Below are 23,492 nucleotides of genomic sequence, written 5' to 3'. Positions count from 1 at the left end.
GGTAAGGCCCGACGATGAGCCACCCCGAGATCGACTCCGAGCTCGAAAACGCGCTCCGCCGCGATAAGAACGGCACCGAGATCATCAGCACGGTCGACGTACGGCCGAGCCTCCGTAATGCGGTGTGGGAAGCCCGCAACCGGAGTCACCTGATAGGCCTCAGGGCGGGGTCGCCCACGCCGTCGGGGTTGCTCGGCACGATGCGTAGCGCCGTTGTCAACGGAATGTCGATTGCCGACATCACCGGCAACGCCCACACCGTGGAGCGCACCCCCACGATGGCCGATCAGCTGCCGATCGATTCGGTGATGTTCACCTTCGTCATCGCCGGTGAGTCGTTTCATTTCAACGGGACATCGCCCCCAGTCCTGGTGAAGCAGGGGGAGCTTGCCATCTACGACTCCGATAGCCCCTTCATGCTCGGTTTCTCCGAGGCGATGCACGCAGTTGTTGCGAGTCTGCCCCGCCACCACCTCGCGGACATCGGGATGCAGGATTGCTTCCGTCAACTCAAGGTGATGCGTCACGCCGGTCAAGGAGTGGAGACGCAGACGGCACGTGAAATGCTCGGCTTACTGCGGAGCGTTTTCGAGCGTCCAGCCGGCGGCGACGTCCTCGAGTTCGGTGAATCCCTTCTCGCGAATACTCTCCGGACATTCCGGCGATTGTCTGTACAGCCAGCGCAGACCAGCGACCGCTACTTCTCGGCGGCCACGGCCTTCATCGAGCGACACCTCGATGACCCAGGGCTTTCGATCGCGGACATCGCGCACGAACTAAGTCTGAGTCAGCGTCATCTGGGCCGTATATTCGCCGCGCGCGGGATCACCGTCGCCCGCCACGTCCAGCAACTGCGTCTTGAACATGCCCGTCGGCTGTTGTCCTCTCCCGAGAACCGCTACATGAGTGTGGGTGAGGTGGGGCGTCGAAGCGGCTTCAGCTCGGCGTCGCACTTCTCCCGGGTCTTTCATGCTCACTTCGATGTCAGCCCGACCGATTCACGTCATGCCGAGCCGACGGCGGTGGGGGTGCATTTTGTCTGAGCGATTTCAGTTTAATGAGCTGCGGTGGTCTCGCCGGATCGGGACGGAGGCGCTGCCGCTCATGGATCCTGAACAGGCCGAGGCGGCCATCTCCGAGGCGTACTCGCCGGCTACCTTAAACATTCGCGGTCCGTTGGACGACTTCGTGCTGCGAATGCGGTTGACGGAGTTGCCGGGGCTGAGCCTCGGGCACATCGAGTTCGGTGTCGATGTGGCGGTGGCGGCGCCGCCGCCGTCGATCTACGTGGTGTGTTTTGCTCGCCAGGGCACGATCGACGTGCGTTCGGGTAGCAATCATCAAGTGGTTTCCGGTGCCCACGGGGCCGTGGTCGATCCGCAGCGTGTCACCTACTTCGAGAATTGGCGTCCGGGCTCGGAGTTGGTGTCCTTGCGGATCGAGCGAGAGGCACTCGAGGACCGGCTCACTGTGATGACCGGCCGTGCGCCCACCGAACCGATCCAGTTCCGGCTGGGTCTGGATACGACCGATCCTCAGGCTACGTCGTTGGTGCGTTCGCTGCGACTACTTGAGGCCGAATCAGTATGTCCCGGAGGGCTTTCCGCCGATCCGGTAGCCGCGAGTGTGTTGACCGACATGGTGGCGACGTCACTGCTGATGTGTCAACCGAACAACTACTCCGAGTCGCTGCGGGCACGCGGCAAACCAGTGCCACCGCACATCATCCGGCAAGCCATCGAGTTGGTCGAAGTAAACCCGATGGCCGTGAACACCGTCGTGGAGTGGGCAACGACCGTGCACATCAGTGTGCGGTCTCTCGAAGAGGGTTTTCAACGCTACCTCGACACCACCCCGATGGCCCATCTCCGACAAGTCCGGCTCGACCGGGCACACGCCGAGTTGGTCACCTCCGACGCCCGCGAACGCACGGTGTCCGGAATCGCTCGCCGCTGGGGATTCAACCACCTTGGCCGCTTCTCCTCAGCCCATCGAACCCGCTACGGGGTACTGCCGAGCGAGACTCTGCACCGCCCGGCAGGATCACCACTTATCAAGACCGACTAAAACGAACAGAAAATTGCCGGAAACGGCCATTGTGATTGTCCAGAGCGGACATGTTCTCGACCATTGGCGGCAATCTGACCGCCTGCGCCTGTACTTGTTAGCGGTGATTGTGTTGCGTGTGTCGACGCAAGCAGTCGGTCCACCGTGGTAGGAGCTAGGTCACGTGCACCACGCGTCTTGGCCTGTGTTCGCACGCAATCGAGTCGATGCACGGACGTACCAGAACCGCTTGTGAGGGGTACCCGGCTCATTCGTCGAGAACACATTCAATCACTAACGAGTTGTCAACACGCGCAAAGGGTTCAACATGAACAAGAATGACCTATTTGATCTCACTGGCTCTGCCGCGCTTGTCACCGGGGCGGGTCGGGGCCTGGGTGCGCAGTTTGCGCACGCGTTCGCAGAGGCGGGCGCAGATGTGGCTTGCATCGATATCGATCTCAACGCGGCGCAAGACACGGCAGATTCGTTGCGGGCATACGGCCGCAAGACGTTTGCATTCGCGTGCGACGTCGCTGCCGAGAGCGTGGTGCAGGACACGGTGCGAGCAGTGCATGAGGCGCTGGGGCGTGTCGACATACTCGTCAATAACGCGGGCATCGCCGATCCGGTCCCATCGCGTGTTGGCAACTACTCTTCAAAGAACTGGCACAGAGTGATGGATGTCGACCTGCATGGAGTGTTTTACTTCTGCAACGAGGTTCTGCCTATTATGGCAGAGCAGGGAAATGGGAAAATTATCAATGTCGCATCCATGTGGGGCCTGGTTGGCAGTTCAAGTGTTTTCCCGATACCTGCTTACAACGCGGCGAAAGGCGCGGTCATCAACCTAACTCGAGAAATGGGCCTCGAGTACGCTGCGGCGAACGTTCAGATCAACGCTCTATGCCCGGGGTTCTACAGGACCGGACTTGGTCCGTCTGACGACGTCGATGTGACGTCTGCGCTCACTGCGCTGACTCCAATGGGCCGTATCGCTGATGCCGAGGAAATTCAAGGACCAGCACTATTCCTCGCCTCCGCGGCATCCAATTTCATGACCGGGCAGACCCTGGTCACCGACGGTGGAGTGCTGGCGCAGTAGCGTTTCTTTCATGGTCGACGTGGTGATGTAGGGCCTTGCCGCGCGCGGTCAGTGGGCGCACGTCATCCCTGCATGGGAGGGTCATGCTTACATGTAACGGCTCGACATGGCACGACGCTTTGCACGCCTCAGTGACGGCGAAGGGCTACAAGCACCGCATGCCACTTCTGATGGAGTCTTTTTTTCGTCGCTTTTCGTTGATCGAACGATTTGCGCAAGTGCTGAACCGCAGTTGGAAATCATCTGATGCAAGTAGCCAGGCGATCGGCGTTGGCCTTGGCTCGGGTCGCCCGCTCAGAGCGGGCCGTTTCCGGCAATTTTCTGTTCGTTTTAGCCTGGATCCGTGGAGACGACGCCGGCCGGAGCGGCGTGTGAATGACGAAAGCGCCTCCCGTAGTGAGACAATCAAGATTCTCACGTCACAATTGTCCACATACGGAAGGGCACTTTCAGTGCAATCATCGCACACGTTCACGGCTGAGTCCGCTGTCTTCGATGAGATGAATCTCGTGTCGGCGGCAGGGTTGGTCCCGGTCCTCGAACTCGCCGAACAGGCCGGCCTGTCGGAGCTGATCGACGCCCATGTCGACCTCACCTCCACGCGGGTGGCCTCGGGCGCGGCGAACCCGGTCGGGAAACTGACCTCGATCATCGCCGGGATGTGCACCGGAGCGGACGTCATCGACGACATGAACCTGCTCCGGGCCGGCGGGATGCCCGCCCTGTTCGATCAGGTCTACGCGCCCTCGACCCTGGGGATCTTCCTGCGCGAGTTCACCTACGGCCACAGCCTGCAGCTCGGGGCGGTACTGCGCCGGCACCTGATCGGCCTCGCCGCCCGAACACCGCTGCTGCCGGGCATCGAGGAGCGGGCGTTCCTCGACATCGACTCGCTGCTGCGTCCGGTCTACGGGCACCAGAAACAAGGAGCGTCCTACGGGCACGCGAAGATCGCCGGTCGCGCCCTACTCCGCAAGGGACTGTCGCCGCTGGTCACGACGCTGTCCACCGCGCAGGCGGCGCCGGTGGTCGCGGAGATGCGGCTGCGGGCCGGCAAGAGCGGATCCGGGCGCGGCGCCGCCTCCCAGCTGCGGTCGGCGATCACCACCGCTCGTGCCTGCGGCGCGACGGGCAAGATCATGGCCCGCGGCGACTCGGCGTTCGGCAACAAGGCCGTCATCGGGGCCGCGGTCGCCGCGGGTATCGAGTTCTCCCTGGTGATGACCCGGAATCCGCGGATCACCCGGGCCATGGAGAGCATCGACGAGCAGGAGTGGACGCCGGTGCACTACCCCGGTGCGGTCACCGACCCCGACACCGGGGAGCTGATCTCCGACGCCGAGGTCGCCGAAACCTCATACACCGCGTTCTCCGGACGCCACACGGTCACCGCCCGCCTGGTCGTGCGCCGGGTCAAGGACGCGAACCACCCGGATGCGTTGTTCCCGATATGGCGCTATCACCCGTTCTTCACCAATTCCGACCTGCCGACCGTCGACGCCGACATCACGCACCGCAAACACGCGATCGTGGAAACGGTGTTCGCGGACCTGATCGACGGACCACTCGCTCACATCCCGTCGGGGCGTTTCGGCGCGAACAGCGCCTGGGTGCTCTGCGCGGCGATCGCTTACAACCTGCTGCGAGCTGCCGGCACCCTCGCCGGCGGCCGCCACGCCGCCGCCCGCGGGGCCACCCTGCGCCGGCACTTGGTCAACGTCCCTGCCCGATTCGCCCGGCCGGCGCGCAAACCCGTGCTCCACCTACCCGCGCACTGGCCCCGACAAGCGGACTGGACAACCCTCTGGGACAACGTCATCGACTACGAACCGCCGCAAGCTGCCTGAACCGTGCTGGACGAAGTAGAGACCTCGTTCAGGCCACCTCGGGGATCGAGGCGGCGATGGGGCGCTGTTTACGGTAGCGCGTCTCATGCTCGATCGGTGAGAAGTAGTCGATCGACGAATGCAATCGGTCCGCGTTGAACCAGCGGACCCACTCGGCTGTCTCTCGCTCCACCTCTGCCCGTCCGGTCCATGCCCACTCCCGGTCGATGAGTTCGGTCTTGTAGAGCCCTATGGTCGATTCCATCAGCGCGTTGTCGAGGGCGTCCCCGACACTTCCGATGGATCCGGCGATCCCGGATTCGACCAATGCCTCAGTGAAGGCCAGAGACGTGTATTGACCAGGCTCAACCGGTGGAAGCAACACCTCGATAACGGAGGTGTGGGATGGGACGACCACCCGGGTGGGCGGCAGCGTTGACGGGGCGTGCGGTGATGCGGTCACCGGGACGTCCTCCGATACGCCGAGATCTAGAGCGGGCATTCTGGACGCGGATCGCCGAGGGTCTCACGAGCGACGACGCAGCGACCGCATGCGGCGTGTCGGGGCCGGTGGGGACACGGTGGTTCCGCCAGGCTGGTGGGATGCCACCGATCGAGTTGGCCCCGGTCTCGGGGAGGTACCTGTCGTTCACCGAGCGTGAGGATATCGCGCTGCTGCGAGCCAAGGGTATGAGTATGCGCGACATCGCTGACCGGATCGGACGGTCACCGTCGACGATCTCGCGAGAGTTGCGGCGGAACGCCGCCACCCGCAATGGCAAGCTCGAGTATCGCGCGTCGACCGCGCAGTGGAAGGCCGATCTCGCCGCGAGGCGCCCGAAGCCGGCGAAGCTCGCCGAACACGATCGGTTACGAGAATATGTGCAGGACAAACTGTCCGGTGTGATTCGTGCCGACGATGGAACCGTGGTGTCCGGTCCGGATGCGGCTTGGATTGGCCGCAACAAGCCTCGGCGCGGTGATCGTCGGTGGGCGACGGCGTGGAGTCCGGAGCAGATCTCGAATCGCCTGCCGATCGACTATCCGGATGACCCCACGATGCGCATTTCACCTGAGGCGATCTACCAATCGCTCTACATCGAGGGTCGCGGCGGCCTGGAGCGGGAGCTCGTCGCCTGCTTGCGCACCGGCCGGGCGCTACGAAAGCCTCGTGCGCGAGCGCGCAAACAGCGCACCGGATTCATCACCGAGGAGGTGACCATCAGCGCCCGTCCTGACGAGGTCGAGAGCCGGAAGACCCCGGGGCACTGGGAGGGCGACCTCATCATCGGTCTGACCCGGTCCGCGATCGGCACGCTCGTCGAGCGCACCAGCAGATACACGACACTACTACACCTGCCGCGACTGAAAGGCTATGGAACAGCGGCGATGGTGAAGAACGGGCCGGCGCTGTCCGGATATGGCTCGGAGTCCGTTCGTGATGCTCTGGCCGCGACGCTGTCACCGCTGCCCGAGCATCTACGCAGATCCGTGACGTGGGATCGCGGAAAGGAACTCGCGCGTCATGCCGAACTGACCGCCTCAACCGGTATCCGTGTCTACTTCTGTGATCCGTACAGTCCATGGCAGCGCGGAACGAATGAGAACACCAATGGGCTGCTGCGACAATATTTTCCGAAGGGAACTGATCTGTCCCGATACAAGTTCCGTGAGCTTCAGGCGGTCGCCGATGCGCTCAACAACCGCCCCCGAAAAGTCCACGGTTGGAGAACTCCAGCGGAAGTGTTTGCCGAACACGTACACTCGTCCTCACGGCACGGTGTTGCGACGACCGGTTGAATCCGCCTTGGCTGCCCGCGTCCGAGTGATGCACTAAACCTGTTGAGGTGAAGTGAAAGTCGGTTCTCCGCCGGGTGAACAGTGCTTGTTCGAGAACGCCTGCGACCAACGGCGTGGCCTTGGTGGTCATCACCCGCCAGCCCAGGATCCGACGGGAGAAGACGTCGACACAGAACGCGGTATAGACGAATCCGGCCAGCGTCCACACGTACGTGAAGTCCGCGACCCACCACTGGTCCGGACGCTGCGGCGCGTCCCAATTCCGTTCGATCAGATCGGGGTGTCGCGGTGCCCGATCATCGCGCTTCGTGGTGATCATGCGGTGTTTGCCGCGGACAGCTCCGGCGATCCCGCAGATTCGCATCAGACGGGCCACCTGATCGCGGCCCATGTCGTGACCAGCACGTTTCATCGCGTGCCACATCTTGCGGACACCGTAGACCCGCTTATTGGCCACGAACACCGCGTGCACGGCGTTCGCCGCGTACGCGTCGGCCAACTCGGTGTGCGAGACGCGTCCGCGCTGCTTGGCCTTGTAATAGGTGGACGGGGCGATACTGACGCCGTGCGCGGTGAGCACGGCACAGATCGGGTCGACCCCGAACGTGGAACGGTAGGCGTCGATGTAGTCGACAATTATCGCAGTCGGCGGTCGACCTCCGCCGCCGCGAAAAACGCACTCGCGGTCTTCAATATCTCATTGGCCCTGCGTAATTCGGACACTTCTCGGCGAAGTCGGGCGAGTTCCTCCGACGTGTCCGGTTCTGGAGACGCAGCCCCGGGCGAGGCGGCTTCGTCCCGCTCGATCCAGTTCCGCAGCGTCGCCGGCGCGATGCCGAGCAGCTCGCCGACGTGGCGGCGGGCGGCGACCTTCGAGCCGCCGCGCTCGTCGAGCCGGTCCCGATACATCCGGACGGCCCGTTCCTGGGTCTCGGCGTCGTATTTCTTCGGTGCAGGCATGACCAACATTCTCCTTGTTAGATCAACAGCCTCCACTCGATCCAGGACGGTTCAGCTACGCCATGGCGGGAACCGGGCCGAACATGGCTGGCGAGGGCACACTGGTCGAGTACCTGGTGCTGGTTCTCGAGACCTTGTGCGGACGCTGGCTGCGCGCGGGCGAGACCGTTGCAGCCTCACCCACTTTGCTCCCGTCCTACGTTCCTGTTGCCCAAGCCAAATCTCCGGACGCGGACTGGGCGTTGCCAGGCGAGGTGCGTGTCCGCGGTTTGCGTAAAACCAAGGCGGGGATGCCGACGGCAACACTGCCGGAAGAGATTCTCACCCCGGGAGAGGGGCAGGTGCGTGCGCTGATCAGCTGGGGCGGTAATCCCGCCGTCGCGTTCCCAGATCAGCGGCGGACGATCGAGGCGCTCGAGTCCCTGGAACTCTTCGTCCAGATCGACCCGTGGTATTCCGCTTCGGCACGTTTGGCAGACTACGTGATCGCACCGACGATGCCATTGGAGGCACCGTCGACGACCGTGTTCCTCGACGCGCTCGCCGCTCGGGGAACGGGCTACGGAATCGGACAAGCCTACGCACAGGGCGGGCTCAACCGGTCGATGCAACACCTCGATCACGGAGGTGTGCGATGGGATGGGGCAACAAGCAGATGTCTCGGGCGCCGGTGGGTGCCAGGCGGCAGTGGGCGGCGGACAGGGCATTGCGACCTCCGATGCGTTCACCGGGCCGGCCGGAGCCCTCTCGTGCGGTGCAGCGGGACTTCTGGCGGCGGATCGCATCGGGAGTGACGACGGTCGAGGCCGCGGAGGCCGTCGGCGTGTCGTGGCCGGTCGGGTGCCGTTGGTTCCGCCACGCTGGCGGCATGCCGCCGATCAGCCTGGACGAGCCCACAGGCCGCTACCTGTCGTTCGCCGAGCGTGAGGAGATCGCACTGCTGCGCGCCCAGGATGTCGGCGTGCGCGACATCGCTCGTCGGATCGGACGTGACCCGGGAACGATCTCACGCGAACTGCGCCGCAACGCAGCGACCCGGGGCGGCAAGCCGGTCTACCGGGCACTGGTGGCGCAGTGGAAAGCGCAACAGGCCGCGAAGCGCCCGAAGACGGCGAAGCTCGTGGACAACGACAGGTTGCGAAAGTACGTGCAGGAGCGGCTCTCCGGCAGCGTCCGCCGACCCGACGGCACGATCGTCCGTGGGCCTGAGACGCCCGCGTGGAAGGGGCTGAACAAGCCGCATCGGCAGGACAGGCCATGGGCGACGGTGTGGAGCCCGGAACAGATCTCGCACCGGCTCAGGATCGACTTCCCCGATGATGAGTCCATGCGCATCAGCCATGAGGCGATCTACCAATCGTTGTTCATCGAGGGCCGTGGCGCGCTCAAACGGGAGCTGGTCGCGTGCCTGCGCACCGGGCGGGCGCTGCGGGTCCCCCGAGCGCGGTCGCAGAACAAACCGCAAGGGCATGTCACCGAGGACGTCGTGATCAGCGAACGCCCCGCCGAAGCCGCCAATCGCGCCGTCCCGGGGCACTGGGAGGGGGACCTGGTGCGCCACGAGGCGCTGTGTGACCGAGCGGAGGTGAAAGACCTGCGCCGTTGTGCTGTCGCAGCGGCATAACGAAGCTGGGGCAGCCTGATCCGGGAGACGCCGGTGAGGGTGGCAAGCAGCCCCGACAACGACGGGACAGGCCAGCACTACCGGATGGTCTGGGTCCGGCAAGCATGAGGAGAAGGTGTACGCGAGGAACCAGTGTTCTAACGCCTCTCAAGTCTCCCGCCAGCTCTAACCCGGTGGATTCGGGCTGGTCTGCGATGCGCACCAACACCCTCATTACGGTGTTGGGAACTCCAGGGTCGGTTTAGGTCGTCGGCTCCGGAGGCCACGGTGAATGCCTGCGGCGTAGCCGTGGCGATATCGCCGGGGCATAGGTGGGCACCTCACTCCTCGAGCGGTTCGCAGTGAACGTGGGAACCACCGCGAGGCTCCCGAGCATCGGCCTCTTCCAGGGGTCGGCTGGTCGGGTTGACGCGTCGTCTGACGATGGCCACGCGGTGGGGCGGAGGGGCCGTAGTAGTCCGAGCGGGGAAAGCCTCGCACATGGCGAAGGGCCCCAGCGGAATTTGATGCAGCGAGTACGACACGAACGGAGGCGCTGGTGAATACCGGTGAGCTGTCATGGCCCGATCCCGATCGGGCGGCATGGCGGGTACGACAGATGCAACGCAAGCTGCACCACTGGGCGGTCGACGATCCCGACCGCCTCTTCGATGATGTGTTCAACCTCGTCCACCACCGAAGATTTTCTCACCGTCGCGTGGGAGCGGGTGCGGGGCAACAAGGGCGCACGTTCGGCCGGTGTCGACCGTCTGGCACCTGTATCCATCACCGGGGACGCCGAGACGGTCGCATTCCTGGGGCAGGTTCGAGACCAATTGAAGTCTCGGACCTTTGTTCCTCTTCCGGTTCGGGAAAGAATGATTCCGAAGCCGGGGAGCAGCAAACTCAGGCGGCTCGGTATTCCCACGGCGATGGATCGCATGGTTCAAGCGTCGTTGTTGTTGGTGTTGGAGCCGATCTTCGAGGCGGATTTCAAGCCGGTCAGTTACGGTTTCCGCCCGAGGCGTCGCGCTCAGGACGCGATCGCCGAGATACATGCTTTGGGGACCCGGAACTATCACTGGGTGTTCGAGGCTGATATCGCGGCGTGTTTCGACGAACTGGCTCACTCCGCGATCATGGAGCGGGTACGTGCTCGGATCGTCGACAAACGCGTCCTGGCCTTGATCAAGGCGTTTCTGAAGGCGGGCATCATGTCCGGCGACGGAACGGTCAGGGAATCCGAGGCCGGCACGCCCCAGGGCGGCATACTTTCGCCGCTGCTTGCCAACATCGCTCTGACGGTGTTGGACGCACATTTCTGTGCGAAATGGGATGCCCATCTGACATCCCAGCGGCGCGATGCACACCGCAAGCGTGGCGGGGCCACCTATCGGATCGTCCGTTACGCGGACGATTTCGTGATTATGGTGGCCGGAACCAAAGCGCATGCGGACGCATTGTGGGACGAAGTCGCGGGCGTGATAGCCCCTCTGGGGCTGCGGTTGTCCGCCGAAAAGTCCCGGGTATGTCATCTGGACGAGGGGTTCGACTTTCTCGGGTTCCGCATCCAGCGGCGCCGCAGGAAGGGCACGAACAAGATGAGCGTCTACACCTATCCGTCGAAGAAAGCATTGCTTTCGATCATGGCGAAGGTGCGGGCCCTCACGAAGAGGGCACGTCATCATGGTCTTGCTGATCTGCTCGGACGCCTCAATCCGGTGCTCCGAGGATGGTGTGCGTATTTCCGTCACGGTGTGTCGAAAGCAACGTTCGGCTACCTCGATGCCTTCGCCTGGCATCGGGTCACCCGATGGCTGCTCGAACGGCACAAACGGATCACGTGGGCGGATCTCTACCGGCGGTTCCTGACCGGCAGGCCCGGCAATCGTCCGCAAGAGAACGGGATCATCATGTTCGACACCACCACCGTCCCGATTACTCGGTATCGGTGGCGGGCGAGCAACATCCCCACACCGTGGACCAGCAGAGCAGAGACTTTGGTCCCTGCTTGACAGTGGCAGTCCGTGGAGCGCCGGATGCGATGAGAGTCGCACGTCCGGTGCGGAGGGCGGGCCGGGGAAACGGACCGGGAGCAATCCCGGCACCGCGCCCCGGTCCGACCCCTACATCATCGGAACCGGCCGGTCCGCAATCGGCACGCTCGTCGAGCGCTGCAGCCGATCGACGATTCTCGTGCACCTGCCTCGGCTGGAGGGCTGGGGCGAGAAGCCACCCGTGAAGAACGGTCCTTCCCTCGGCGGCTACGGCGCCGTCGCGATGAACGCCGCGCTGACGACATCGATGACCACCCTCCCCGAGCAGCTCCGCAAGACCCTCACCTGGGACCGCGGGAAGGAACTCTCCGGTCATGCCCAGTTCGCCCTCGATACCGGCACGAAAGTGTTCTTCGCCGACCCGCACTCGCCCTGGCAACGACCGACGAACGAGAACACGAACGGCTTGCTGCGCCAGTACTTCCCGAAGGGCACCGATCTGTCCAGGTGGTCCGCCGAGGACCTCGAAGCCGTCACCCTGGCGATCAACAACCGGCCCCGCAAGATCCACGACTGGCGAACCCCGGCCGAGGTCTTCGCCGAGCAGTTACGCTCACTGCAACAGCCAGGTGTTGCGACGACCGATTGAATCCGCCCAGTATTCGCCGGCCATTGTGGAACGCCCCGAAGGCTCCGATCTGATCGAAGAGTGGCGATTCTTCTACGGGCTCATGAAACGACTCGGGTATCCGGTCGAGGTATCACCCTTCGGATGCCCGTCTACGCCACGTCGCCTGATCGAAGGCGTCCTGACAACCGACGAACTCATCGCCCTCCTGTCAGAAGATTCCGCAATCCCCCTGTCGGAGGTGAAATCTCATCCTGACGGGATGATCCGGACGACCCGCCTCCTTGAGGTACAACCAGGCGACCCCGACGTGCTCGACCGCCTCGACATAGGCAACGGCTTGATGCTGACACAGTTGGCAGGACATGCCGGCGTCGTTGAGGTTCCCCGGTCGGACCGGCCATACCGACTCCTGTGCCGGCGGCACCTGCACGTCTACAACTCGTCCTGCAATGTCACCCGGACCCACCGCGGTGTCCCCTACAATCCGGCGTACCTGCACCCCGACGATATGACCGAGTTGGGTCTGTCTGACGGCACACTCGTCCGTATCAGCTCGGATCTGTCGTCCATCACCGCTGTCGCAATGGAAGATCCAGCGCTACGAACCGGAATGGTTTCGATGGCGTTCGGTTACGGACCCACCGATCACGACGAAGAAGTACGAACGGTCGGGAGCAGCCCCAGCCGCCTGGTGTCCATCTCCGAGAAGTTCGACCGGTTCACCGGGCAGCCGAGGATGACCAACATCCCCGTCTCGATCGAAAGGATCGACCCTCAATGCCGCACGTGATCACCCAACAGTGCTGCAACGATGCGACCTGTGTGAGCGTGTGCCCGGTCAACTGCATCCACCCCACCCCGGACGAACCCGGATATGCCCGCGCAGAAATGCTCCACATTGACCCCGCTACCTGCATCGACTGCGGGGCATGCACGGACGTCGACGTCTGCCCCGTCGATGCGATCGTCGCGGACTTTGCCCTCACCCCCGCGACCGCCCGGTACGCGGAACTCAACGCCCACTTCTTCAGCGACTCGGCACACACTCAGTACGAGCACGACCGAGTCGTGCGCACACGGCCCGACCACAACGGACGATCAGTCGGACCGCTGCGGGTAGCGATCGTGGGGTCCGGGCCGAGCGCCTGCTACGCGGCCGACGAGCTGACCACCACACCGGGGCTCGACGTCGAGGTCCACATCTTCGACCGGCTGCCCACGCCCTGGGGGCTGGTGCGCTATGGGGTTGCGCCGGACCATCAGCACACCAAGTCTGCGACGCGAACGTTCGAGCGAATGGCAGATCGCCCGGGGGTGTTCTTCCACCTCGGAGTCGAGATCGGCAGGCACCTCACCCACGACGAACTCCGTGCCCACCATCATGCGGTGATCTATGCGGTAGGTGCCCCCACCGACAAGCGACTGGGCATTCCCGGGGAAGACCTACCGGGCAGCGTGTCGGGAACCGACCTGGTCGGGTGGTACAACGGCCATCCCGATCACGCCGACCACGTCTTCGACCTGTCCGCCGAGCGGGCCGTGATACTGGGCAACGGGAATGTGGCGCTTGATATCGCACGGATCCTCACACGCGATGTCAAGGAGTTGGCACGAACGGATATCGCCGACCACGCCTTGTCCGCGCTGGCCCGCAGCGGCATCCGAGAAGTCGTCGTGGTCGGCCGCCGTGACCCGGCGCACGCCGCATACACGACACCCGAGCTGCTCGGGCTGGCCAGTTTGACAACCGAGGTTGAGCTAGCCGTCGATTGGCCCAGCGCGATGGAAGTGAAGCATCCGCAGAATGAGATCGCTCAGAGAGCTCTCTCACCGACAACCCCGAAAGCGCAAATTGCGGACGAGCTCGCTCTACAGCCCGCAAGCGGTGCGATGCGGCGAATAGTGCTGCGGTATCAATCCTCCCCAGCGGAGATCCTCGGTGACGATCGCGTTCAAGGCATTCGGCTACGGCGCAACGAGATGGTCGTCGACGATAACGGTCATTCCGGCATCCGGTCGACGAAGATCACCGACGTGCTCGAATGCGGACTGGTGGTCCGATCGGTCGGCTACCGCGGCCGCCCGGTTCCCGGCCTTCCCTTCGACATCGAGCGCGGAATCATCCCGAACCGCAACGGACAGGTTGTCGAGCCCGGAACAGGGGAAGATCGGCCGGGTGTGTACGTGACCGGATGGATCAAACGAGGCCCCTCTGGGGTAATCGGAACGAACAAGCAGTGCTCGATCGAGACGGTCACATGCCTCCTCGACGACCACGCCAACGGACGTCTCACACCGCCAGCAGCCGATAGCCGATCGCTGCTCGATCTCGTGCGGAAACGAAGTCCCGAAGCGATCGACTACGAAGGCTGGCAGAGAATCGACAAGCTCGAACAGACAATGGGGAAGCCCGCGGGACGCCCCAGGGTCAAAATCGTGGATGTCAACGGCATGGTAGAAGCGGCATCCCCCACCTCCTCCTACGGAAATCAGTATCTATGAACGAGATCCGCCGTCCGCCGGCAGGTGATACGTCCCTACGGCTGGGCCGTGATCTTGCCGCGTTCGCAGCTCGGTGGCAACCGTTCGGCGGCCCTCCCGACGAGGAAGTCCTTCCCACCTTCGGGATGACGACGCTGCAGTACCTATTGCGCTTGGGGCACCTCCTCGACTTCTACGACAGTGACATGCTGCAGATTTCGCCGCAATTGCATGAGCTCATCCGTAGCGAGTGCTGGGATGTGATTGCAACGTCCGAACACGGAGCAAAGTTGCGCGGAACACTCGCGTAGCCCTGTCAGTTTCAGAAGTCGACTGCACAGCTACCTGGGAGTTTCGCAATGAGCGCAGGGGACTTCTAAAGATGTTTCGGTAATAGGGTGTGTCGTTGCGCGTGATTCGCACCGTGCTGCTTGATCATTGATGAATGGCAGGGAAGGAAACCGGTTCCGGCGAGGAGTCCGAAGCCCGAAAAGTCAAGCAGCGCGGCGGTCACCGTGATCTCGACGCGGTGCGTGACCGGCGGATGCAGGCCGCGGAGATGTTTGCCGCAGGACGACGTCAGATCGATGTCGCGGTCGAGTTGGAGGTCTCCCAGCAGACCGCCTCACGCTGGCATCGACAGTGGATCGAAGGAGGAAACGAGGCATTGGAAGGTGCCGGTCGCGCTGGACGCCGGCCCCGGCTCGATGACGCCCAGATCGCCGTGATCCGAGAGGAACTGCTCAAAGGACCCCAGGCTCACGGCTTCGCGACCGGAGTGTGGACCCTGGGCCGGGTCGCGATCGTGATCGAGCGGCTCACCGGCGTGACCTACGGACCCACCCAGACCTGGACGATCCTGCGGACCAGGCTGGGCTGGAGCCGGCAATGTCCCGCACGGCGGGCACTCGAACGCGACGAGGACGCCATCGTCGCCTGGCGCAAGAACGAGTGGCCGCGGATAAAAAATAGCGCGGCGCCAAGGTGCATGGATCTGCTTCCAGGACGAAAGCGGTGTGTCGCTGCTCCCAGTGGTCCGAGCAACCTGGGCGCCCAAAGGCCTCACACCTGTGCTGCATCACCGATTCTCCTTTCAAACGCATGTCCATGGCCGGAGTCCTGGCCTATCGACACGACCGCAGTCGCAGCGTATTCGTGTTCTCCATGACCGGACGGCGCCTACAACACCGACAAGCTCATCGAGTTCCTCACCGAACTACGCAACCACTTCGCCGGCGAGAAGCTCATCCTGATCTGGGACGGGCTCATGGCCCACCGGTCCCGCGCGATGACCGCGTGGCCGGGCAACGCAACGCGACTGGCTCAACGTCGAACGCATCCCTGCCTGTGCGCCCGAGCTCAATCCCATCGAACAGGTCTGGGGCAACATGAAATCCACCGAACTGGCCAACCTGTGCCCCGATACCCTCGACGAGGTCCGTGTGGCGACCGAGTCCGGGCTGACTCGGATCGGCTCGAGCTACGACCTGTGTCACAGCTTCCTCGACCACACCGGACTTTCCTTATGATTTGTTCTCACTCAATTACCGGAACATCTTTAATATCCCACTTGCCAGAAGTGCTGCGCACCGATATTCGTCGCCATTCGCCGCACTCCGGCGAGAGCCCGACGGACACTGTTGTTGCCGGAAACGCTCACGGCGAGTGAGGCTTTGCCACGGATTGCTCACAGTGGTGCCCGGGCGGGATCCCGGTTACCGGGTGAGCGATCTCGCTCGACGGCCGGGCCGATTCGGCTCAGTTGGCCGTCCGGGGTGCGAACCTGAATCTCGAGGACAGGACCGGCGATTGGCCGCGCGCCCGCCACTGGCGACGCCGAGGAAGCGCGGAAGGCGTTTTCTGGTCAAGCGGGTGCCGTGGTCCGTCGGGCGCTGAGAAATGACACTGCGACATTCGGTGGAACGCAATGGTTTGACATCGGTGGCGCGTCAACCGGGCTCGGTTTATTGTTTCTTGCGCTACCCAACCCTGGGCGGCGCCGACCCTGCCGACACCTCCAGTGCCGTCGGCAGGGTTTTTCTCTGCCCGAACCCGCGGCGTTCTCATCGATTTCGGACGTGTGGCGGGCATAGCGAGCAAGGCGACCGGAACCGGTTCACACCCTGTGTCATTTACGCGATATACACAGGCTTTAACTGGCGGGACGACAGTTTGTTCGCTTACGATCAGCTCGCGCCGAGCAGGAGCCCACCCCTGATCACCGGCGCCGGAACCCCCGCCTTCCCCCGACGTTGGGCGGGGTTTCGTCATTCTGTTGATAGGGGATCCAGACGAGCGTGACGCAATCGCGGCCAGCAATTTTGCACAGCCTCTTGTGGTACGTCCGTACCATATGATGTAGTTGCTGCGCCTCTCCAGCTCGGGGTGTCTCCGTCGATGACGGGTGGAGGATTCTTCCTGGTACCGGGAGGCAGGGCCCGCCAGCCCTCACGTCCCAGTAGGGGCGGGCGGGTTTCCGGATCGACGAACGCCACGGACCATACGTGCTGAACGCCAAGGGGACCCATGATCCGCACTCACGAAGCACTGCCCTGGATCGCGCCCGTCGCCATCGCCGGCCTCGGCACCCTCGTCGCCGTCTACGCCAGACGATCAGACGAATGGCACATGAACGAGAGATTCTGGGCTGGGCTTCTGTCGTTTGCGTGAACGATCTTCGGCGGCCAAGAGAGGCAGACGCCTGGCCGTGAACCGCTGCCACGGCATGCCTCAGCCAGCCGAAATTCCCTTGTGTTTACTGCGTCACAATATCTAGAACAACCTGCCATGCACCATAGAATTTGCCGCGCACCTACTCGCTGCCCATTTCGGCGCGGGCTGGTGCACCGACCCCGGCAGCCAAACCCCCCATGGCTGCCGGGGTCTTCCATGCTTCGGCGGTCTGACTGACCCGACTCGGGACCGTCGATTGGGGACCCGCCGTCCGTGCCGACGGATGGCGGGCTTCCGCCGCCTCGTGCTGAGACTTTGTTCAACCTGACCAGGAACGTCTACACTCTGAGTCATTCGCTGGCAGCTCTTTTCGTCCGGCATCGATCGTTTCAGTCGTGGTGTTTAGTCGGGACATATTAACGCGCAGTCGATTTCGTGTTTGCGTTGGAAAGTGTTCGATAGGTTGAATTGCGGTGGGTTATGCAGAGACTCCCCTTCCGAGTCGCCCTCGGTGGGGTGTGGAACCGCCGGCCGGTGGGCATCATGGCGGCCCGGTCGGCGGCCTCACCGATGGCAGGAATTCGCCTTTGGTGGGCACGCTGAGCGAAGGCTGTTTGACGACGAGGCAATAGCGATCGAGAAATTCGGTTGACCAGGGTGTCGGTGGTCCGAACCTCTCGTCACTGACCTTGCCGACATCCTTCGAATGGCGGATAGCGAGCCTGTCACGGCGCCTTCGTAAGTTGCTTCTCAACCCGACTGCGTCTGCCTCGGCTCATCGCTCCATCCCGTCCAAATTCTTCGGAGTGCGACATGACTCCGAGGCGGGGATCGAAGACTCCCGACTACGAACTGCGATACTTGAATGAACGACGAGTGGACTACTGGACCCTCGTATTTGACGGGAAAGGATCGATTTCGGTGCGACCAGCGCAAGCCCGGGCATCACTGTCGCCACTGCGGATGTACGCAGCGTTCCGTCGTACGTACCCGCACTCTCCGGTCCCGGACGACTACGTCACCGACAACGGATACCGTCTCGGGCGGTGGCAGACCCGTCAGCGTGTCGCCCGGATGCTCGGAACACTGCCGGCCAGCCGGATCAGCGAACTCGATGCGATTGGTTTCGTGTGGAACGAGAACGGGCAGCCCCTCCCGGCGGTCGCGAGGACGGATTCGAAGCGTCGGCGCATGTTGACGGCGATCGCCGCATACCGCGAAGAGCACGGTGACACTCTGGTACCCGCCAACTACGTCACCGATGACGGCGAGCAGTTGGGGCAGTGGCTGTATCGGGCTGTGAAGAAGTGGCGGGCGCACAACCTGCCGGACGAAGAGCGTGCACCGCTAGCATTGCTAGGTGTGTCACCGGCGTCCCGTCCGCGGGGTCCCCGCACGGCGGCATAGCTTCTCGCGCGGCGCCGGGGTCCGATGCCGATGACAGTCGTCGCCACCACCCGAACTCCAAGCAGGCGGCAGGCCGACGCGTCGGCCATTGAGTCGAGAAACATGACGATGAGGTGCACGTTTCCATCGGGCAGCGCGGGAACAACAGGCCCCGTGTCGCAAATCCCGGCACATAGATCGTAAGACCCTCCGTGATCGTCCGGCCAGAGTCGAGGCCGACTGCAGCCTCTTCTGTCGTCTTCTGTCGTCCGATTTCCTCCGCCTGGGTTCCGCCACGACATGGAGCTACCGGCGTGACGGGACTGCTGACATGACACAAGTCATGCCGTGGTGCGCGACATCGACATAAAGGAGGGCGACGGTCACGCCGTCGGACTGAACCGTATAATCGCCGTGAAAGCAGGGGTTGGTGCGGTGAGCTGTGTACAAAGGGCGATCCGTGCGCGCGGATGTCGGCGGTTCATCCGAGCGAGGGGCTCGGCGTGCCGCACCAGAAGACCGGCTGCCGCCAGTCGGCAGCGTCACTGGGCTACGGAGTCACTCGGGTCTGCGTCCGCAACGACTCGACCGCTGTGAAGGACACCCGACGAATACTGAACGACGTCAAGACGGGCATGAGATTGAAAGCGCGCAGGAGCGGATGACCGGGGCGAGTGAGCAGGCTGCATTGGACGGGGAGTGGCGCACCCGAATACCGATGTTCGGGTACACCGCACACGGTGAGGCGGTCGTGGAGTCGGAGGCAGCGGCGATACGGGAGGGTGCGCGATCGTTGTTGTCCGGTGTGTCTACCGGGGAAATCTCACGCAGGTGGAACACGGGCGGGCTTACGACCCGCGAGGGGAATCCGTTCACCAGCAAAAAGGTGGTTGCCGTGCTGCGGAACCCGACGTATGCCGCGCTATCCACATATAAGGGTCAGATTGTCGGTGCCGGCCAGTGGCCCGCCATTATCGATGAGCACACGCACCGGGCGGTAGTCGAAATCCTCGATGGTCGGCGTACGGTGGCGCGGGATCGGCGCTGGCAGGGTTCGGGTGTCTACCTCTGCGGGAAATGTGGGAGCACAACACACGTCACGACGAGCCGGGACACGAACTTCTATGTCTGCAAGGAATCAGCCCATCTGTGGAGGCGGCAGGACACTCTCGATGCTTACATCGACACGCTGGTGGTCGATCGACTCACCGCGGAGGACGCCCACTTTGTCCTCGACAAGTTCGACGACGGGGTCGATGTCCCAGCCCTCCAGGGCAAGCAGGAAGGGCTGCAGAGGCGGCTCGAAGCGTTGGCGCAGGTTTTCGCGACTCGTGAGGTCGACGGGGACCGAGTGACAGCGCATCCTGCACAGATCAGGTACGACCTCGCTCGGGTCGACACCGCTCGCACTGTCCAGTCGCAGTGGGACCGGCTGGCCAAGTCGATCGGTGCCGACGATCTTCGGGCACGCTGGGAGAAGGTCGGTGCCGACGATCTTCGCGCACGCTGGGAGAAGATGAGCGCGGATCGGCGCGGCACGGTAATCGCACTGCTGATGACGGTGACCATACTTCCGTCGCCCCGCGGTCGAAAGGCTTTCGATCCGGAGTTTGTCCGGATCGATTGGAAGCGTTAAAGCTTCCTTGGGTTCGTGCCGTGATCGCAACACCACTGATCAAAGGGTGTTGCACATGGCGAAATATTCTCATCGGATGGTTCCGGAGATCTTTCAGACGTTCTGGTCGGGGATGGCGGCGGGTGAGTTCATCACGGGCGCGGCCGAGGCGGCCGGCTCGTATCGCAAACAGGGTGCTCGGTGGCTTGCTGCCTGTGGTGGGGTGCGTCCCCGGCGTGGCCGCAACCTCAAGGGCCGGTGTTTGACGTTCGCGGAGCGGGAAGAGATCGCCATCGGCATCGCCGCAGGTCACACGCTTCGTGAGATCGCGAAAGCCTTGAACCGGAGTCCGTCGACGATCTCACGCGAGATCGCCCGCAATTGTGAGCCGTCCGGGCGGTACCGAGCCAGATCGGCTCACGCAGCCGCCTACCATCGGGCCTCGCGGCCCAAGCCGTCCAAGCTCGCCATCAATCCGTCGCTGCGCGAGACGGTCGAGAAATCCCTGACCGAGCGCCACTCACCCGAGCAGATCGCGGGCCGCCTCCGACTCGATTTCCCCGACGATCCACAGATGCGGGTGAGCACCGAGACCATCTACCAATCGCTCTACCAACCCTCCCGCGGCGGACTCGAACACACCCTCACTCGATCGTTGCGGACCGGACGTGGGCTGCGCCGACCCAGTCGGAAGGCCGGCCAGCGCAAGAATCGGATCCCCGATATGGCCAACATCGCGGACCGCCCCAAAGACGTGAAAGACCGTGCAGTACCGGGATATTGGGAGGGTGATCTCATTGTCGGCAAACGGAATCTGAGCGCGATCGGCACACTCGTCGAACGTTCGACCGGCACCGTCATGTTCGTTCATCTGCCCGACGGATACAAGCCCGAGCAGACCGCGCCCGCGTTGACCGAACAGCTCGAGACGCTGCCCACGAGCCTGCGCCGGACCCTGACGTGGGACCAGGGTTCGGAGATGCGGGACTGGAAGAGCGTCAGCGCGGCCACCGGGATCGACATCTACTTCTGTGATCCACACGCACCCTGGCAGCGCGGGACCAACGAGAATACGAACGGCATTCTCCGTCAGTACTTCCCCAAAGGTTCGGACCTGAGTGTGCACTCGAAAGCAGACCTGGAGTGGGTCTCACGGCAACTCAATGAGCGCCCCCGGAAACGGCTAGAATTTCGCACACCCATCGAAGAGATGGAACGACTGCTGTTGCGATGACCGCCAGAATCCGCCCTTCCTTAATCGGTCCCAGGCATCGAATTTTCCCGCCCAGTTGGGATCCGATGATTACCAACAATGCTCAGCGAGATCCGCCTGTCGGAGAGCGGCTTCCACCGTCACCAACCCCGCCGGGTGGCGATCGGCGATACCCGGCGTGGATGATCCACACCGGCAGCCAACCCCGGGCGATCAGGGCGCGGAGGTAATGCACATTTGCACGGGGCCCCGTTGTGGGTTGCTCAGTTAGTGCCTCCGCGCAGGAGGCGACGCGACGGTGCAGACTCCTCTGGCGCCTGCACCGTCGCAGACCTCGCCGCCGTGCCTTCCGAGGCACCGGCCTCGGACGGTCCTGAGGAAATCGCGGACCCAACCGAGAGGAACGAGCAGACCTGCAGTGCCCTCAGGTGGTCCGAGATCGCCGATCTACTGGGTGTGGTCGCGCGGAGCGTCCGCCTCGGACCAGGCTTCCTGATCGTCGCGGTAGCGGCGGGTGCGTTTTGGTGCGGGAGGCACTGGTGCGCCCGCCTGCTGCTCGTTGCCGTAATGGCCGGGCGCTCCGTTCCACTGCTGACCCTGGTCGCCCTGGTAGGCCGGGGCGCCCTGATAGGCGGGCACTTCCTGCAGATCTCCCCCGCTCGGACCGTACTGCTGCGACGGGTACTCGTCGCGAACGTACGGGGCCGGCTGCGGCTGCTGAGGTGCCTGGTGCTGAGGGGGCTGCTGCTGCACGGCAGGCTGCGCGGGGGCGGCCGGCTGCATCTGCGGCAGAGACTTGTCGGTCTCGTAGTAGTACTTGTACTCGTAGACGCCCCGTCCGCGGCTCGGCGTCATCGTGATGATCGTTCCGAGGATGGTTGCCCCCACGCTGTGCAGGTTGCCCACCGCCCGCGACAGCTGATCCCGCTTGGTTTCGGCGTGCCGCGCGATGACCAGCGCGCCATCGGACATCGCGGTCAGCACGGTCGCGTCGGTGACCGGCAGCAGCGGTGACGCGTCGACGATCACGTAGTCGAAACGCCCCCGCAGATCGGCCAGCACCTGGCGGGCCGTCTCCGTTCCGAGGAGCTCACTCGGGTTCGGCGGGATCGGTCCGGACGCCAACACCGTCAGACCCGAGTACTGCGTCGGCTGAAGCACGGCCTCGAGACTGGCCTTGCCGGCGAGGACGCTGCTGAGACCGACGGAACCGACGACACCGAGGTACTTCGACACCCGCGGCTTACGGAGGTCGCCCTCGACCAGGCACACGTTCTGGCCGCCCTCCGCCAGCACGAGCGCGATGTTGATGGCGGTGGTCGTCTTACCCTCGGTGGGCAGCGAACTGGTGACGACGATGACACGCGGCGGGTTGTCGACCTCGAGGAACTGCAGGTTGGTCCGCAGCTCGCGGTAGGACTCGGCGCTCGACGAGTGGCCCTCGGCGAAGTTGATGGCCTGCTGCGTCTGCCGGTCCTTGTCGAACGGGATAGTGCCGATCAGTGCCGACCCGGCGAGTTCCTCGACGGTGCGCCGGTCCTTGACCGTGTTGTCGAGGCGATCACGCAGGACTGCCAGCGCAATGCCGAGGAGCAATCCCACCGCTGCACCCAGCGCCAGGTTGCGCATGGTCTTCGGGGAGACCGCCACCGTCGGCGTCTGTGCCTGCTGCTCGACGACGACCCGGGCGGCGGGGGCGCCGCCACGCTCGGGCGTTTCCAATTCTCGTGCCATGACGACGAACTCGTCGGACAGGGCGTTGGCGATGTCGCGGGCGCGTTCCGGCGACGGATCCTGCACCTTGACGTCGATCAGCACGGTGTCCGGCGCGGAGCTGGCCTTCACCTGTGAGGCGAGTGCGGGCGCCGTCATGTCGAGGCCGAGCTTGTCGATGGTTCGCTGCGCGAGATTTTCACCGGTGAGCAGCTTGGTGTAGGACGTCACTCGCTGCTGCGAGAACAGGTTTCCCTGGTATATCTCGTTGACTGATGCCCCGGACGAGGTGGAGACGAACATGCGGGTCGACGCCTCGTATATCGGCGTGGTGAGCAGTGATGCTCCCAGCGCGCCGAGAATAGCGACCACGGTGGTGATCGCGATGATCTTCCATCGTGACTGCAGAATTCGCAGGTAGTCCTGAATTTCCATTATCGAGT

The 23,492-nt window shown here is 63.6% G+C and carries 15 protein-coding genes, 6 pseudogenes and 1 other annotated feature; of the genes and pseudogenes, 18 read left to right on the top strand and 3 right to left on the bottom strand.

Features of this window, described 5'->3' with window-relative positions; translation table 11 throughout:
- Positions 1-14: 14 nt before the first annotated feature.
- The 4 genes from I1A62_RS03105 (at position 15) to I1A62_RS03090 (ending at position 4,998) form a co-directional block, all read left to right on the top strand.
- A complete protein-coding gene (locus tag I1A62_RS03105) occupies positions 15-1,043 on the top strand; it encodes a helix-turn-helix domain-containing protein (RefSeq protein ID WP_219454023.1) in 1,029 nt (342 codons plus the stop codon).
- Positions 1,044-1,104: 61 nt separating this feature from the next.
- The gene (locus tag I1A62_RS03100) at positions 1,105-2,067 is read left to right on the top strand and encodes an AraC family transcriptional regulator (RefSeq protein WP_219454021.1); all 963 of its coding nucleotides are present in this window, start codon (positions 1,105-1,107) and stop codon (positions 2,065-2,067) included.
- A gap of 307 nt (positions 2,068-2,374) precedes the next feature.
- Positions 2,375-3,151: an SDR family NAD(P)-dependent oxidoreductase gene (locus tag I1A62_RS03095; RefSeq protein WP_219454019.1), complete on the top strand. Its 777-nt coding sequence runs from the start codon at positions 2,375-2,377 to the stop codon at positions 3,149-3,151.
- A gap of 452 nt (positions 3,152-3,603) precedes the next feature.
- On the top strand, positions 3,604-4,998 hold the full coding sequence (locus I1A62_RS03090; RefSeq protein WP_219454017.1) for an IS1380 family transposase: 1,395 nt from the start codon (positions 3,604-3,606) through the stop codon (positions 4,996-4,998).
- Between the two features lie 28 nt (positions 4,999-5,026).
- On the opposite strand, the pseudogene I1A62_RS03085 reads toward I1A62_RS03090, so the two are convergent.
- A pseudogene (locus I1A62_RS03085) lies at positions 5,027-5,335 on the bottom strand (integrase core domain-containing protein); the annotation flags it as partial.
- A gap of 47 nt (positions 5,336-5,382) precedes the next feature.
- Between I1A62_RS03085 and I1A62_RS03080 the strand changes: the two are divergent.
- Positions 5,383-6,777, top strand: a complete 1,395-nt coding sequence (locus I1A62_RS03080; protein WP_219454015.1) for an IS30 family transposase — start codon at positions 5,383-5,385, stop codon at positions 6,775-6,777.
- A 7-nt stretch (positions 6,778-6,784) separates the two neighbouring features.
- Here I1A62_RS03080 and I1A62_RS03075 read toward each other — a convergent pair.
- Positions 6,785-7,737: pseudogene (locus tag I1A62_RS03075) on the bottom strand (IS3 family transposase); the annotation flags it as partial.
- Positions 7,325-7,456, bottom strand: a sequence feature (AL1L pseudoknot). It overlaps the preceding pseudogene by 132 nt.
- Before the next feature lie 83 nt (positions 7,738-7,820).
- Here I1A62_RS03075 and I1A62_RS03070 point away from each other — a divergent pair.
- The 13 genes and pseudogenes from I1A62_RS03070 (at position 7,821) to I1A62_RS03010 (ending at position 21,357) form a co-directional block, all read left to right on the top strand.
- The gene (locus I1A62_RS03070) at positions 7,821-8,531 is read left to right on the top strand and encodes a hypothetical protein (protein WP_219454013.1); all 711 of its coding nucleotides are present in this window, start codon (positions 7,821-7,823) and stop codon (positions 8,529-8,531) included.
- Between the two features lie 74 nt (positions 8,532-8,605).
- Positions 8,606-9,292 (top strand): annotated as a pseudogene (locus tag I1A62_RS03065) (transposase); the annotation flags it as partial.
- Between the two features lie 607 nt (positions 9,293-9,899).
- Positions 9,900-11,355: pseudogene (gene ltrA, locus I1A62_RS03060) on the top strand (group II intron reverse transcriptase/maturase).
- Between the two features lie 115 nt (positions 11,356-11,470).
- Positions 11,471-11,986 (top strand): annotated as a pseudogene (locus tag I1A62_RS03055) (IS30 family transposase); the annotation flags it as partial.
- 241 nt (positions 11,987-12,227) lie between these two features.
- Positions 12,228-12,758, top strand: a complete 531-nt coding sequence (locus I1A62_RS03050; protein WP_219454011.1) for a molybdopterin dinucleotide binding domain-containing protein — start codon at positions 12,228-12,230, stop codon at positions 12,756-12,758.
- Positions 12,746-14,470, top strand: a complete 1,725-nt coding sequence (locus I1A62_RS03045; protein WP_219454009.1) for an FAD-dependent oxidoreductase — start codon at positions 12,746-12,748, stop codon at positions 14,468-14,470. The genes I1A62_RS03050 and I1A62_RS03045 overlap by 13 nt, the downstream gene beginning before the upstream one ends.
- Positions 14,467-14,760, top strand: a complete 294-nt coding sequence (locus tag I1A62_RS03040) for a hypothetical protein (RefSeq protein ID WP_219454007.1) — start codon at positions 14,467-14,469, stop codon at positions 14,758-14,760. The genes I1A62_RS03045 and I1A62_RS03040 overlap by 4 nt, the downstream gene beginning before the upstream one ends.
- A gap of 134 nt (positions 14,761-14,894) precedes the next feature.
- On the top strand, positions 14,895-15,617 hold the full coding sequence (locus I1A62_RS45775) for a winged helix-turn-helix domain-containing protein (protein WP_257890392.1): 723 nt from the start codon (positions 14,895-14,897) through the stop codon (positions 15,615-15,617).
- A 220-nt stretch (positions 15,618-15,837) separates the two neighbouring features.
- Positions 15,838-15,978 (top strand): hypothetical protein, encoded by a 141-nt coding sequence (locus I1A62_RS45770; RefSeq protein WP_257890391.1) that lies wholly within the window; start codon positions 15,838-15,840, stop codon positions 15,976-15,978.
- Between the two features lie 997 nt (positions 15,979-16,975).
- Positions 16,976-17,119: a hypothetical protein gene (locus tag I1A62_RS03025; protein ID WP_219454006.1), complete on the top strand. Its 144-nt coding sequence runs from the start codon at positions 16,976-16,978 to the stop codon at positions 17,117-17,119.
- A 966-nt stretch (positions 17,120-18,085) separates the two neighbouring features.
- Positions 18,086-18,529 carry a helicase associated domain-containing protein gene (locus I1A62_RS03020; protein WP_257890515.1) on the top strand — a complete coding sequence of 148 codons (444 nt, stop codon included), beginning with the start codon at positions 18,086-18,088 and terminating at the stop codon, positions 18,527-18,529.
- Positions 18,530-19,226: 697 nt separating this feature from the next.
- Positions 19,227-20,144 carry a recombinase family protein gene (locus I1A62_RS03015; RefSeq protein ID WP_219454002.1) on the top strand — a complete coding sequence of 306 codons (918 nt, stop codon included), beginning with the start codon at positions 19,227-19,229 and terminating at the stop codon, positions 20,142-20,144.
- A gap of 161 nt (positions 20,145-20,305) precedes the next feature.
- Positions 20,306-21,357: pseudogene (locus I1A62_RS03010) on the top strand (IS30 family transposase).
- A gap of 426 nt (positions 21,358-21,783) precedes the next feature.
- On the opposite strand, the gene I1A62_RS03005 reads toward I1A62_RS03010, so the two are convergent.
- A complete protein-coding gene (locus I1A62_RS03005; protein WP_219455055.1) occupies positions 21,784-23,484 on the bottom strand; it encodes a polysaccharide biosynthesis tyrosine autokinase in 1,701 nt (566 codons plus the stop codon).
- Positions 23,485-23,492 lie beyond the last annotated feature (8 nt).

Source organism: Rhodococcus sp. USK10 (genome assembly GCF_019378875.1).
GTDB lineage: Bacteria > Actinomycetota > Actinomycetes > Mycobacteriales > Mycobacteriaceae > Rhodococcus_F > Rhodococcus_F pseudokoreensis.
This window is presented reverse-complemented; position numbering and strand designations above follow the sequence as displayed.